The following is a 13,303-nucleotide window of genomic DNA, read 5'->3' as shown; positions in this document are numbered from 1 at the left end:
CGGATCGCCGCCGACAGCCCGGCGGGGCCGCCGCCGACGATCACGACGTCGTATTCCATCGATTCGCGCGGGCCGTATTGCTCGATGAGGCTTGCGGGGGTCATTGGCGTTCCTCTAACCGTTAGAATGCTTTTATTCGGGAGCGTATTGTCTGCGAAACGAAACGCTTGCCGCAACAGCATGCGGGTAGATTAGCACGATCGTTCTATTTTTTGTGCTAGGGTAATGCCGCCCGGGCTGTGCCGTCCGGGCTGGCGCAACGATATCGAAAGGGGATGTGCAAATGGGTCGATCGATCAATCTGGAGGGCAAGGTTGCGCTGGTCACGGGCGCGTCGAGCGGCCTCGGGCAGCGTTTTGCGCAGGTGCTGTCGCAGGCCGGCGCGAAGGTCGTGCTCGCGAGCCGCCGCGTCGAGCGCCTGAAGGAGCTGCGCGCGGAGATCGAGGCGGCGGGCGGCGCCGCGCACGTCGTGTCGCTCGACGTGACCGACGTCCAGAGCATCAAGGCGGCCGTCGCGCATGCGGAGACGGAAGCCGGCACGATCGACATCCTCGTGAACAATTCGGGCGTGTCGACGATGCAGAAGCTCGTCGACGTGACGCCGGCGGATTTCGAGTTCGTGTTCGATACGAACACGCGCGGCGCATTTTTCGTCGCGCAGGAAGTCGCGAAGCGGATGATCATGCGCGCGAACGGCGGCGGCAATGGCAAGCCGCCGTGCCGGATCATCAACATCGCGTCGGTGGCCGGGCTGCGCGTGTTTCCGCAGATCGGGCTGTACGCGATGAGCAAGGCCGCGGTCGTGCAGATGACGCGTGCGATGGCGCTGGAGTGGGGCCGCCACGGGATCAACGTGAATGCGATCTGCCCCGGCTATATCGATACCGAAATCAATCATTACCTGTGGGAAACCGAGCAGGGCCAGAAGCTGCAGTCGATACTGCCGCGCCGGCGCGTCGGCAAGCCGCAGGATCTCGACGGGCTGTTGTTGCTGCTCGCGGCCGACGAGTCGCAGTTCATCAATGGCTCGATCATCTCCGCGGACGACGGCTTCGGCCTTGCGTGAGCGGATGACATTTCGCAACAAAGAAGACAGCAATGAGCGCAACAAGCGATTACTCCCCCGTTTTTGAGATGTCGATGCCGATCCGCTGGGGCGACATGGACGCGTTCGGCCATGTGAACAACACGGTCTATTTCCGCTACATGGAGCAGGCGCGGATCTCGTGGTTCGAGCAGCTCGGCATTGCGGGCGGCAACGGCGAGGGGCAGGGGCCCGTCATCGTCACCGCGTCGATGGAGTTCCTCAAGCAGCTGCACTATCCGGGCGACGTGATCGCGAGGATGTCGGCCGCGAAGCCCGGCCGAAGCAGCTTCGACACCGGCTTCGAGCTCACGCGCGCGGACGATCCGCAGCATGTCTATGCACGCGGCAACGCGCGCTGCGTGTGGGTCGATTACGCGCTCGGCAAGTCGGTGCCGCTGCCGCCGCTGCTGCGCGACACGATCGAGCACGCGCTCGCGACGAAAATCGGCTGAGCGCGCATATCGGCAGGCCGTGCGCACCGGGTCGCCGGTGGCGCGCCGTGCCCGTCGTTTCCGTCAATCGGCCGCCATGTGCGGCCGATCGTCATTCGAGCGCCGCGATGCAATGCGCGTTCACTGCCCGAGCAGGCGCTGCAGCAGCTCCGGCGTATTGTTCGTCCCGTATTTGCGCATCAGTCGCGCGCGGTAGATGTCGACCGTGCGGGAGCTGATGTCGAGCACGCGCCCGATCTGCTTGCTGGTCTTGCCGGTCGCGAGCTGCGCGGCGATCTCGCGTTCGCGCGGGGTCAGCTCGACCGCGACGCGGCGCGTCGCGCTCAGATCCTCGAAGGTCCAGATGCCGGCCGCGAGCGGCGCGGTGCGGTCGAGCGCGCGGCCCGTCACGTGACACCAGAACAGTTCGCCGTCCGCGCGCTTCATGATTCTGTCGTCCGAGTAGACGCCGTTCGCGACCATCACGCGTGCGATGCGCTCGCCGATTCGCTGGAATTCGTCCGTGGACGGGTAGAGCACCGCATACGATTTTCCGGTCAGGTCGGCCCGCGCGCAGCGGAAGATCGACGCGAGCGCGTCGTTGCAGTCCTCGATCACGCGGTCGCGCGACAGCACGAGGCCGAGCGGCGCGAGGTGGAAGGCGGTCTGGTAATCGAGATCGGGCATGGCGCGGGGGGCGGAGGGAAATGCTTATGTATTTTTGCGTATTGTGCCGCATCCGCGCCGCATCGTACCCTTTCAGGCATCTCGCGGCGTTCGTCGCGACATAAAAAGCGTGCCTCGACGCAGGCATCGCCGCGCATGCATAGAATGGTGCGGCGGGCTTGCGCCACGTGGCGCGTGAACCGGTTTTGCTGGTTTCCATAGAGGAAGGGACAACTGATGAACAAAGTCTATCCAAGCGCGGCTGCCGCGCTGGAGGGGATCGTCCGTGACGGACAGACCTTCGCGGTGGGCGGCTTCGGCCTGTGCGGCATTCCCGAGGCGCTGATCGCGGCGTTGCGCGATTCGGCCGTCAAGGGCATCACCTGCATCAGCAACAACGCGGGCGTCGACGGTTTCGGCCTCGGCCTGCTGCTGGAAACGCGCCAGATCAAGAAGATGATCTCGTCGTACGTCGGCGAGAACAAGGAGTTCGAGCGCCAGTACCTGGCCGGCGAACTCGAGCTCGAATTCACGCCGCAGGGTACGCTCGCCGAGAAGCTGCGCGCGGGCGGCGCGGGCATCCCCGCGTTCTTCACGAATACCGGCTACGGCACCGTGATCGCGGAAGGCAAGGAAACGCGCCAGTTCGGCGATCGCCACTACGTGCTCGAGCAGTCGCTGACGGCCGACGTCGCGCTCGTCAAGGCGTGGAAGGCCGACAAGTCCGGCAACCTGATCTATCGCCGCACCGCGCGCAACTTCAACCCGATGTGCGCGATGGCCGGCAAGATCACCGTGGTCGAGGTCGAGGAGATCGTCGAGAACGGCACGCTCGATCCGGATCAGGTTCATACGCCGGGAATCTTCGTGCAGCGCATCGTGCTGAACGCGACGCCGGAAAAACGCATCGAACAACGCGTCGTACGCGCGAAAGGAGACTGACATGGCCTGGAATCGTGACCAGATGGCTGCGCGTGCGGCGAAGGAACTGCAGGACGGCTTCTACGTGAACCTCGGCATCGGCCTGCCGACGCTCGTCGCGAACCACGTGCCGGAAGGCGTCGAGGTGTGGCTGCAGTCGGAGAACGGCCTGCTCGGCATCGGCCCGTCGCCGACCGAAGACGAAGTCGACGCCGATCTGATCAACGCCGGCAAGCAGACCGTCACGACGCTGCCCGGTTCGTCGATCTTCTCGTCGGCCGATTCGTTCGCGATGATTCGCGGCGGCCATATCAACCTCGCGATCCTCGGCGCGATGCAGGTCAGCAAGCAGGGCGACCTCGCGAACTGGATGATCCCCGGCAAGATGATCAAGGGGATGGGCGGCGCGATGGACCTCGTCGCGGGGGTGGGGCGTGTCGTCGTGCTGATGGAGCATGTCGCGAAGGGCGATCAGCACAAGATCCTCGACGAATGCAACTTGCCGCTCACGGGTGTCGGCGTGGTCGACCTGATCATCACCGATCTCGGCGTGATCGAAGTGACGCCGTCCGGGTTGAAGGTGCTCGAACTCGCCGACGGCGTGAGCGTCGACGAGATCCAGACGAAGACGGGCGCACCGCTCGACGTCAGCGCCGTGGCCTGAGCACGACCCTGGTGCGTGATCCTCGACGCCCCGCGTTCCCGACGGAGCGCGGGGCGTTTTGTCACGAACGGACGTACGCGTCACGCAATCGCGCCGCCGCCGTCGATCAGTACCGTCGAACCGGTTGCATAAGGCGTGGCCGCCAGATACAGGATCGCATTCGCGACATCCTCCGGCTGGCCGACCCTGCGTGCCGGAAGCCGTTGGGCGGCGCCCGCGTACATCGCGTCGCGTGCGTCGGGCGCGAGCTTATCCCACAGCGGCGTCGCGATCAGGCCCGGCGACACGGTGTTCACGCGAACCGGCGCCAGTTCGAGCGCCAGCCCTCGGGCGAGCGCCTCGAGCGCCGCGTTGATCGCGCCTTGCAGGACCGACGACGCGCTCGGCCGCACGCTGAGGAACCCCGACACGAACGTCAGCGAGCCGCCCGGCGCGATATCGATCGCGCGGGCGATGCGGTAGGCGCCCCAGAACTTGCTGTCCATCGCTGCCTGCGCGTCGGCGAGCGGCAGCGCACGGAGCGGGCCCGTGGCCGTTTTCGCGGCTGAAATCACGACGTGGTCGAACCGGCCGACGCGCGCGCAGAACGCATCGACGTCCGCCGTATCGGTGATGTCGAGCGCTTCGGTCCGCACCTGCGCGCCCGGTATGGCATCGATGCCGAACCTGGCCGGATCGCGCGACGCGATCGTCAGATGCGCGCCGCGCCGCGCGAATGCCGTCGCGGTGGCGGCGCCGATGCCGGAGCTTCCGCCGACGACGAGTACGTTCTTTCCGTGGAGCGGATCGTTCATGAAAGTCTTTCCTGGGTAGTGAATTGAGCAGAGTTGAGCGGAATCCGGTCAGATCGTTTCGGCCTCGCGCAGCGTCGACGGGCTGTGCAGCGCGAAGCGCGCGATGTCGTCCTTGCGCATGAAAACGACCCCCGGGTGTGATCGAGCGTAGTGCAGGAAGGTGTCCCACGCGCGGACCATCTGCGGCGTGCCGCTGATCCGGTCGTGCGCGCTGATCGACATCAGTCTGCGCCGCTGTCCGGCTTCCGCGTACAGCTGGTCGAAATCCAGCTTGATCTGCTCGACGAACATCGTCGGCGAGTAGTTGCGGCCTTCGATCAGCAGGATGTCGTTGTTGCGCAGCGTGTACGGGACCACCGCGAAATCGCGGCCGCCGACGGTCTCGATGAACGGTTCGTCGCGGCTGACGTCGTCGATGTGATACACGTAGCCGAGTTCCTGCAGCAGCGATAGCGTATGCGGGCCGCGCCGCAGCCAGTTGCAGTTGTAGCCGGTGGGGCGCTGGCCGGTCACCGCCTCGACCATGTCACGCGCGTCGGTCAGGAAGCGGCGCTCGTCGTCGCGGCTCATCGCGAATTGCGCGCGCCACGTCGGGCCGTGCGCGGCGGCTTCGTGGCCGCGCGATACGATTTCGCGTGCCAGTTCGGGGTGCCGGCGCGCGGCTTCCCCGATCATGTGCGACGTCACTTTCACGCCGTGCCGGTCCCACAGATCGAGCAGGCGCGGAATGCCTTCCCGGTAGCCATACGCAAACCAGGTGGCCGACGCGAGATCGACCGGCACCGACGGCGGGAACGCGACCGCCGGAAACGGGCTGTCCGCGCCCGTGGGCGGTTGGCCGCCCGCCTCGAACTGCATCGAGATCGAGATCACGAGCCGCGCGCCGTCCGGCCAGAACGGCGTGGTGCCCGGTGCGGCAGGCATCGGCGTCGGCGCGGCGGTGGCGGGCACGGACGTGCCTGCGGCCAGCGCGACGCCGGCCGCGAGCCCGGCGCCGGCCTGGGCCAGGAACGTGCGGCGCGGCAGCGGCGTCGCGGAAGTGTCGTTACCGTGAGTCATCGTCCCCTCCGTCAACCGACGAGCCCAAGCTGACGCATCAGCGTCAGGTTGTCTTCGATGTGCCAGTTTTCCGCGATCCGGCCGTGGTCGATCCGATAGATATCGGTCGCGATGAAGTCGATCGCCTGTCCGCGCCCGGCCGTTCCGTTGAACGCCCCGGTGAAATGCCCGCGGAAATGCAGGTGCACGACGACCCGGTCGCCGGCGACGATCATCTGTTCGATGTCGCAGCGCAGGTCCGGGATCGCGCCGCGCATCGTGCTGGACGCCGCGAGCGGCCCCGGTAGGCCCTGTTCGCGGCCGGGCGGCAGCGTTCGGTCGGTGAAGTCGTCGGCGAGCGCCGCGCGGGCGAGCGCGGGGTCGCCGGTATTCCAGAAGCTGCCGTAGCGGCGCGCGGCCAGCACTTGCGCGCGGGCCTGCGCGGCCGGCAAGCCCGCCGCGACGGTCAGCGTGTGCGGCTCGACGAGATCGGCGGCATGGGCCGCGGCGGGCCAGAGCGCCACGACGCAAGCAGCTGCCGCGAATGCGTGCGCGACGGGGCGGGTGGCCGAACGAAGGCGGATCGACATGGTTTCGAGGGTCCTGTGAAAGCGTCAGGCGACGACGCGGAACAGGTATGGTAGGTTTCCGTTCTGCATGCAAATACGGGCAAAAGACGAATGGATTATTCGAAAAAAGGAAAGGTTTGGGTGAGGCGGGCGCCATGACGCTGATCGACGATTTCCCGGCGCTCGATACCTTCGCGCGGATCGTGTCGGCCGGCAGCCTGTCGGCGGCGGCGCGCGAGCTCGACCTGTCGTTGTCCGTCGTCAGCAAGCGACTCGCGCATCTCGAGTCGCGGCTCGGCGTGCGCCTGCTGCACCGGACGACGCGGCAGCAAACCCTCACCGACGACGGCGCGCAGTTTCACGCGCAGGTGCTACGCATCCTCGCGGAGGTCGAGCAGGCGGAAACGCTGATGCGCGATCGCCGCGGCACGGTCAGCGGCGTGCTGCGCGTGACGGCGCCCGGCGAGCTCGGCCGCCTGCGAATCGCGCCGCTCGTGGCGGCCTTTCAGCAGCGACATCCGCAATTGACCGTGCAGCTGATGCTGACCGATACGGTCGTCGATCTGCTCGCGTCCGACATCGACGTCGCCGTGCGGATCGGCAATCTTGCCGATTCGACGATGATCGCGCGCGAGCTGGCGCCGAATCATCGCGTGCTGTGCGCGTCGCCGGGTTATCTCGCGGCGCACGGGTCGCCGGCCCATCCGGCCGAGCTTCGTGCGCATCGATGCATCGTGATGGGCGACCAGCCGCGTGCCGAATGGCGGTTCGACGGCGCGCAAGGCGGCGTGGCGGTCGAGGTGACGGCCGCGCTGCTGACCAACGACGGCGGCGCGGCGCGCACGCTGGCGCTCGAGGGCGCGGGCATTGCGCTGAAGTCGATCTGGGACGTCGGCGCCGATCTCGACGCCGGCCGGCTCGTACGCGTGCTGCCGGCCTTCGCGGCGTCCGCCGCGCCGCTGCATGCCGTCTATCCCGGCGGCCGTCACGTGCCGCTGCGCGTGCGGACATTCGTCGATTTCCTGCGCGAGCAGTTGCGTCATGCGTGGCACCGCCACGACTGAACCCACCCCGGGTGGCGGGCCGGGCGCGTGGCGACCCGTCATTCCGAAGCGGTTTACAATCGTTTGCATCGGGCGTCGCAAGCGTTGCCCCGCGCGTCGCCCCCCGTTCGACAGGATGCCAACGATGCCAACGACCTCAGCGAATCCCCCGGTTCCCCGCCAGCGGCGCGTGCAGTGTGCGAGCACGGCCGGCCTTCACCACGTCGCCTATACCGAGTGGGGCGACCCCGCGAATTCGCGCGTGCTCGTCTGCGTGCACGGCCTGACCCGCTCCGGCCGCGATTTCGACCGGCTGGCCGCCGCGCTGTCCGATACGTATCGCGTCGTCTGCCCCGATGTCGCCGGGCGTGGCCGCTCGGACCGGCTGGCCGATCCGCGGCTCTATGCGATTCCGCAATACGTGGCCGACATGGTGACGCTGATTGCCCGGCTCGACGTCGAATCGGTCGACTGGTTCGGCACGTCGATGGGCGGCCTGATCGGCATGGCGCTTGCCGGGCTGCCCGGTTCGCCGCTGCGCCGGATGATCGTCAACGACGTCGGTCCGCGCATCGAGCCCGATTCGCTGACGCGTATCGGCGAGTACCTCGGCGTGCAGCCGCGCTTTGCGACCGAGCAGGAGGGAGTCGATTATCTGACGTCGCTGTCGCTGCCGTTCGGTGCGCTGAGCGCCGACGAGTGGCGCGAGATCAACGGGCCGCTGCTGCACGAACTGCCCGAAGGCGGCTGGACGATGCGCTACGATCCGCGCATCGCCGAGCCGTTCAAGGCGACGACGCCCGAACTGGCCGCGCTCGGCGAGGCCGCGCTGTGGCGCGCGATCGAGACGACGGACGCGACGCTGCTCGTCGTGCGCGGCGAGACGTCCGACCTGCTGTCGCGCGAGACGGCGGCCGAAATGGTCCGTCGCGGCCGGCATGTGACGCAGGTCGAGATTCCGGGGGCAGGGCACGCGCCGGCGTTCGTCAGCGCGGACCAGATTGCGCTCGCGCGGCGGTTTTTCGTCGAAGGCGACGCATAAACGCGTCATAATATGCGGTTCGGCGGCACGCGGGCCGTGCCGCCGCCCGAATCCCTACCCATCACGACCGGAACATTTCATGGCAGTCATTCGTCACCACGTCGGGGCCCGTCTCTCCGAAACCGCGATCCACAACGGTACCGTGTATCTGGCCGGCCAGATCGCCGAAGACACCACGCAGGACATCCGCGGCCAGACGCGCGAAGTGCTCGGCCACATCGACCGCCTGCTCGCCGAAGCGAACAGCGACAAGGCCCATCTGCTGTCGGTGCAGATCTACATCTCGGATCTCGCGAACTTCGAAGGCATGAATGCCGAGTGGGACGCATGGGTTGCGGAAGGCAACGCGCCGCCGCGCGCGACCGTCGAGGCGAAGCTCGCCGATCCGGCGCTGCTCGTCGAGATCGTGGTCGTCGCCGCGCAGCGGAGCTGAGCGTCAGCCAAAGATGACCGTATTCCGGCAGGCCGTGCAATGACCGAATCCGTTTCCGCTTCTCCCGTCGCGGCGCCGTCGTTCGACGACGTGCTCGCGTTCGTGCGCGAGCGGGCCGGCGACGCGCGCCTGTCGTCCGGCGAGCTGCTCGCCGATCACTCGGCCGGCACGGCGGCGATCATGCGCACGCTGAACGTCGATCCGCACGCGATGCAGGCCGCCGCGCTGTTCGTGCTGACGCCGCATCTGAGCGACCCCGAACGCGAGCTGACCGAGCGTTTCGGCGACGAAGTCGCGCGGCTCGTGGCCGACGTGCGCAAGCTGTTGCGGCTCGGCACCGTCAGCCTGCGCGCCGCGCAGAACGCGAAGCCCGACTCCGGGCGCGACGCGGCGGAAGAGCGGCGCACGCAGATCGAGGCGCTGCGCAAGATGCTGCTCGCGTTCGCGCAGGACATCCGCGTGGTGCTGATCCGCCTTGCTTCGCGCTTGCAGTCGCTGCGCTACTACGCGGCCGCGAAGCTCGATCCGCCGCCCGACGTCGCGCGCGAGACGCTCGAGATCTATGCGCCGCTCGCGAACCGTCTCGGTATCTGGCAACTGAAGTGGGAACTCGAGGATCTCGCGTTCCGCTTCGAGGATCCCGTCACCTACAAGCGGATCGCGAAGCTGCTCGACGAGAAGCGCATCGAGCGCGAGGCGTACGTCACGCAGGCGATCGCGCGGCTGCAGCACGAGCTCGCGCAAGCGCACATCCAGGCCGACGTCAGCGGCCGGCCGAAGCATATCTACAGCATCTGGCGCAAGATGCGCGGCAAGGAGCTCGATTTCTCCGAGCTGTACGACGTCCGCGCGTTTCGCGTGATCGTGCCCGACATCAAGGATTGCTACGCGGTGCTCGGCATCGTGCATCACCTGTGGCAGCCGGTGCCGAAGGAGTTCGACGACTACATCTCGCGGCCGAAGCCGAACGGCTACAAGTCGCTGCATACGGTCGTGATCGGCGACGACGGCCGTGCGTTCGAAGTGCAGATCCGCACGCAGGAGATGCATCGCTTCGCCGAGTACGGCGTCGCCGCGCACTGGCGCTACAAGGAGGCCGGCGCACGCGGCTATGGCGGCCAGTTCTCGGCGAGCGACAAGTACGACGAGAAGATCGCGTGGCTGCGTCAGTTGCTCGCGTGGAAGGACGACGTCGAGGACGGCACCGAGGTGTCGGGCGATCAGGCGTGGGCGCAACTGCGCGAGACGTCGCTCGACGACGACCACATCTACGTGCTGACGCCGCAGGCGCGCGTGATCGCGCTGCCGCAGGGCGCGACGCCGGTCGATTTCGCGTACCACCTGCACAGCGAGCTCGGCCATCGCTGCCGCGGCGCGCGCGTCGACGGCGTGATGGTGCCGCTGAACACGCCGCTTTCGAACGGCCAGACGGTCGAGATCGTCGCGGTGAAGGAAGGCGGGCCGTCGCGCGACTGGCTGAACCTGCAGCTCGGTTACCTGAAGAGCCCGCGTGCGCGGCAGAAGGTGCGTGCGTGGTTCAACTCGATCGAGCAGGAAGAAAACATCGCGCACGGCCGCGCGCTCGTCGAAAAGACGCTGCAGCGCGAGGGCAAGACGTCGGTCAGCCTGGACAACCTCGCCGCGAAGCTCGGCTTCAAGTCGCCCGAGGAGCTGTTCTCGGTCGTCGGCAAGGAAGAATTCAGCCTGCGCAACGTCGAGCACGCGCTGTCCGACGCGCCGCCGCCGGAACCGGCGCCCGAGGCGCCGGCCGATTTCGAGAAGCGCAGTAGCGGCGCGAGCGTCGCGCACGGTGCGTCGACCGGCGTGCTGGTGGTGGGCGTCGACGCGCTGCTGACGCAGCTGGCGCGCTGCTGCCGTCCGGCGCCGCCCGATCCGATCAGCGGTTTCGTCACGCGCGGCAAGGGGATGTCGATCCACCGCACCGACTGCCCGACGTTTCGCCGGATGGTCGAGCGCGCGCCGGAACGCGTGCTGCAGACGACCTGGTCGGCCGACGTGCTGGGCGGGCGCGGCGCGTCCGTCTATCCGGTCGACCTGATGATCGAGGCGAGCGATCGGCAAGGGCTGCTGCGCGATATCTCCGAAGTGTTCGCGCGCGAAAAGATCAACGTCGTGGGCGTGAAGACGCAAAGCCGCCGCAATGCGGCCTTCATGCAGTTCACGGTCGAGGTCTCGAATTCGGCGCAGGTGCAGCGCGCGTGCACGCTGCTCGGCGAGGTGCAGGGCGTCGTGCGGGCAGGGCGGAAATCCTGATGGGGTTGGATCCGCGTTATTTTGCTGCGACCGCATAAAACACTTGCCAAGCCTGCAGCCACTCCATATAATCTTAGCTTCTCTAGGCTCGTAGCTCAGTTGGTTAGAGCACCACCTTGACATGGTGGGGGTCGTTGGTTCGAATCCAATCGAGCCTACCAACGAATTGAGAATGTCCGGCCTCCGGGTGTTCGAAGCAGTACACAACTCAACGCGAACAAGGCGAATACGGTTATGACACCGCGAACGTTGACCGAAACCACTTCGGAGCGACGCTAGTCGAGGAACGTTTTCGCCCTTTCAGTTTGAGTGAAGTATCGAATGCGGCCCCTCGAAAGCGGGGCCGCATTTTTTTTGTCGCGAATTTTCACGCGCGAGTTTGATCTCGCGTACCTGGTCTGCCGCCCACTGTCGGCATCACGGAGAATGCTATGGTTTCGATACGCTTGCCTGACGGCTCAGTTCGACAATACGAGCATCCGGTGACAGTTGCCGAGGTTGCGGCCTCGATCGGTCCCGGCCTCGCCAAGGCTGCGCTGGGTGGCAAGCTCGATGGCGAGCTCGTGGATACGTCGACGCTGATCGACCGCGACGCGTCGCTCGCGATCGTCACGGACAAGGATGCCGACGGCCTCGACATCATCCGCCACTCGACCGCCCACTTGCTCGCGTATGCGGTGAAGGAGCTGTATCCGGACGCGCAGGTGACGATCGGCCCGGTGATCGACAACGGTTTCTATTACGACTTCTCGTACAACCGCCCGTTTACGCCGGAAGATCTGGAAAAGATCGAAAAGCGCATGCAGGAACTCGCGAAGAAGGACGAGCCGGTCACGCGCCGTGTCGTGTCGCGCGACGAGGCGGCCGGTTACTTCCGCAGCATCGGCGAGAAGTACAAGGCCGAGATCATCGAATCGATTCCGCAAAGCGATGAAATCAAGCTGTATTCGCACGGCGGCTTCACCGATCTGTGCCGCGGCCCGCACGTGCCGTCCACCGGCAAGCTGAAGGTCTTCAAGCTGATGAAGGTCGCGGGCGCGTACTGGCGCGGCGATTCGAAGAACGAGCAGTTGCAGCGCATCTACGGCACGGCCTGGACGAAGAAGGAAGACCAGGACCAGTACCTGCACATGCTCGAGGAAGCGGAAAAGCGCGACCACCGCAAGCTCGGCAAGCAGCTCGACCTGTTCCACATGCAGGAAGAGTCGCCGGGGATGGTGTTCTGGCATCCGAAGGGCTGGGCGCTGTGGCAGCAGGTCGAGCAGTACATGCGCCGCCGCGTGAACGACGCCGGCTATCTCGAGATCAAGACGCCGATGATCATGGACCGCTCGCTGTGGGAAGCGTCGGGCCACTGGCAGAACTATCGCGAGAACATGTTCACGACGGAGTCGGAAAAGCGCGACTACGCGATCAAGCCGATGAACTGCCCGGGTCACGTCCAGGTGTTCAAGCACGGCCTGCGCTCGTACCGCGACCTGCCGCTGCGTTACGCGGAATTCGGCTCGTGCCACCGCAACGAGGCGTCGGGCGCGCTGCACGGCCTGATGCGCGTGCGCGGCTTCGTGCAGGACGACGCGCACATCTTCTGTACGGAAGATCAGTTCATCTCGGAATCGATCGCGTTCAACACGCTCGCGATGAGCGTGTACAAGGACTTCGGTTTCGATCACATCGACATCAAGCTGTCGCTGCGCCCCGACCAGCGTGCGGGGACGGACGAAACGTGGGATCGCGCCGAGCAGGGTTTGCGCGACGCGCTGACCGCCTGCGGCCTCACGTGGGAAGAGTTGCCGGGCGAGGGTGCGTTCTACGGCCCGAAGATCGAGTACCACATCAAGGACGCCCTCGGCCGCTCGTGGCAGTGCGGCACGCTGCAGCTCGACATGGTGCTGCCGGAGCGCCTGGGCGCCGAGTACGTCGCCGAGGACAACAGCCGTCGCCGGCCGGTGATGCTGCACCGCGCGATCGTCGGTTCGATGGAGCGTTTCCTCGGCATCTTGATCGAGCACCATGCTGGTGCAATGCCGGTCTGGCTCGCGCCGTACCAGGCAATTGTGCTCAATATCGCCGAAAGTCAGGCCGAATATGCGCACGCTCTGACCCAAACGTTGCAAAAACAAGGGGTTAGAGTGGCGGCCGATTTGCGCAACGAGAAGATTAGCTATAAAATACGCGAGCACACGCTGGAAAAGGTGCCTTATCTCCTCATCGTGGGCGATAAGGAGCGTGATGCGCAAACGGTAGCCGTGCGTGCCCGTGGCGGCGTCGATCTTGGCGTTATGCCGGTCGAAGCCTTCGTTGAGCGTCTGCAGGAAGACCTGCGCTCGTTCAAGTAACC

General features: G+C 66.2%; 13 protein-coding genes, 1 tRNA gene and 1 pseudogene. 10 read left to right on the top strand and 5 right to left on the bottom strand.

What is annotated here, in order from left to right; all coding sequences use genetic code 11:
- Positions 1-176 (bottom strand): annotated as a pseudogene (locus J8I33_RS34450) (electron transfer flavoprotein-ubiquinone oxidoreductase); the annotation flags it as partial.
- Positions 177-283: 107 nt separating this feature from the next.
- Here J8I33_RS34450 and J8I33_RS13990 point away from each other — a divergent pair.
- On the top strand, positions 284-1,066 hold the full coding sequence (locus tag J8I33_RS13990) for an SDR family oxidoreductase (protein WP_050012456.1): 783 nt from the start codon (positions 284-286) through the stop codon (positions 1,064-1,066).
- A 32-nt stretch (positions 1,067-1,098) separates the two neighbouring features.
- Positions 1,099-1,539, top strand: coding sequence for a thioesterase family protein (locus tag J8I33_RS13985; RefSeq protein WP_050012457.1), 441 nt, complete (start codon positions 1,099-1,101; stop codon positions 1,537-1,539).
- 120 nt (positions 1,540-1,659) lie between these two features.
- Here the strand turns inward: J8I33_RS13985 and J8I33_RS13980 are convergent, their stop codons facing one another.
- On the bottom strand, positions 1,660-2,205 hold the full coding sequence (locus J8I33_RS13980; protein ID WP_050012458.1) for a LuxR C-terminal-related transcriptional regulator: 546 nt from the start codon (positions 2,203-2,205) through the stop codon (positions 1,660-1,662).
- Between the two features lie 216 nt (positions 2,206-2,421).
- On the opposite strand from J8I33_RS13980, the gene J8I33_RS13975 reads away from it, so the two are divergent.
- Complete coding sequence (locus tag J8I33_RS13975; protein WP_050012459.1) at positions 2,422-3,126, top strand: CoA transferase subunit A; 705 nt, start codon at positions 2,422-2,424, stop codon at positions 3,124-3,126.
- Between the two features lies 1 nt (position 3,127).
- Positions 3,128-3,769: a CoA transferase subunit B gene (locus tag J8I33_RS13970; RefSeq protein ID WP_050012460.1), complete on the top strand. Its 642-nt coding sequence runs from the start codon at positions 3,128-3,130 to the stop codon at positions 3,767-3,769.
- An 80-nt stretch (positions 3,770-3,849) separates the two neighbouring features.
- Here the strand turns inward: J8I33_RS13970 and J8I33_RS13965 are convergent, their stop codons facing one another.
- The 3 genes from J8I33_RS13965 to J8I33_RS13955 are packed head-to-tail and all read right to left on the bottom strand — an operon-like array spanning position 3,850 to position 6,191.
- Complete coding sequence (locus J8I33_RS13965; RefSeq protein ID WP_050012461.1) at positions 3,850-4,563, bottom strand: SDR family oxidoreductase; 714 nt, start codon at positions 4,561-4,563, stop codon at positions 3,850-3,852.
- A 48-nt stretch (positions 4,564-4,611) separates the two neighbouring features.
- Positions 4,612-5,622, bottom strand: a complete 1,011-nt coding sequence (locus J8I33_RS13960; protein WP_050012462.1) for a polysaccharide deacetylase family protein — start codon at positions 5,620-5,622, stop codon at positions 4,612-4,614.
- An 11-nt stretch (positions 5,623-5,633) separates the two neighbouring features.
- On the bottom strand, positions 5,634-6,191 hold the full coding sequence (locus J8I33_RS13955; RefSeq protein WP_050012463.1) for an ester cyclase: 558 nt from the start codon (positions 6,189-6,191) through the stop codon (positions 5,634-5,636).
- 134 nt (positions 6,192-6,325) lie between these two features.
- On the opposite strand from J8I33_RS13955, the gene J8I33_RS13950 reads away from it, so the two are divergent.
- From J8I33_RS13950 to thrS, 6 genes are all read left to right on the top strand, one after another.
- A complete protein-coding gene (locus J8I33_RS13950; RefSeq protein WP_124593185.1) occupies positions 6,326-7,234 on the top strand; it encodes a LysR family transcriptional regulator in 909 nt (302 codons plus the stop codon).
- A gap of 124 nt (positions 7,235-7,358) precedes the next feature.
- Positions 7,359-8,255 (top strand): alpha/beta hydrolase, encoded by an 897-nt coding sequence (locus J8I33_RS13945; protein ID WP_089488380.1) that lies wholly within the window; start codon positions 7,359-7,361, stop codon positions 8,253-8,255.
- A 79-nt stretch (positions 8,256-8,334) separates the two neighbouring features.
- Positions 8,335-8,688, top strand: coding sequence for a RidA family protein (locus tag J8I33_RS13940; protein WP_050012466.1), 354 nt, complete (start codon positions 8,335-8,337; stop codon positions 8,686-8,688).
- A 39-nt stretch (positions 8,689-8,727) separates the two neighbouring features.
- Positions 8,728-10,962, top strand: a complete 2,235-nt coding sequence (locus tag J8I33_RS13935) for a bifunctional (p)ppGpp synthetase/guanosine-3',5'-bis(diphosphate) 3'-pyrophosphohydrolase (RefSeq protein ID WP_124637873.1) — start codon at positions 8,728-8,730, stop codon at positions 10,960-10,962.
- 84 nt (positions 10,963-11,046) lie between these two features.
- Positions 11,047-11,123, top strand: a tRNA-Val gene (locus J8I33_RS13930).
- A 270-nt stretch (positions 11,124-11,393) separates the two neighbouring features.
- The gene (gene thrS / locus J8I33_RS13925; protein ID WP_209936959.1) at positions 11,394-13,301 is read left to right on the top strand and encodes a threonine--tRNA ligase; all 1,908 of its coding nucleotides are present in this window, start codon (positions 11,394-11,396) and stop codon (positions 13,299-13,301) included.
- Positions 13,302-13,303 lie beyond the last annotated feature (2 nt).

The sequence above is a fragment of the Burkholderia sp. AcTa6-5 genome, from assembly GCF_017815075.1.
In the GTDB taxonomy this organism is placed as follows: Bacteria; Pseudomonadota; Gammaproteobacteria; order Burkholderiales; family Burkholderiaceae; genus Burkholderia; species Burkholderia sola.
This window is presented reverse-complemented; position numbering and strand designations above follow the sequence as displayed.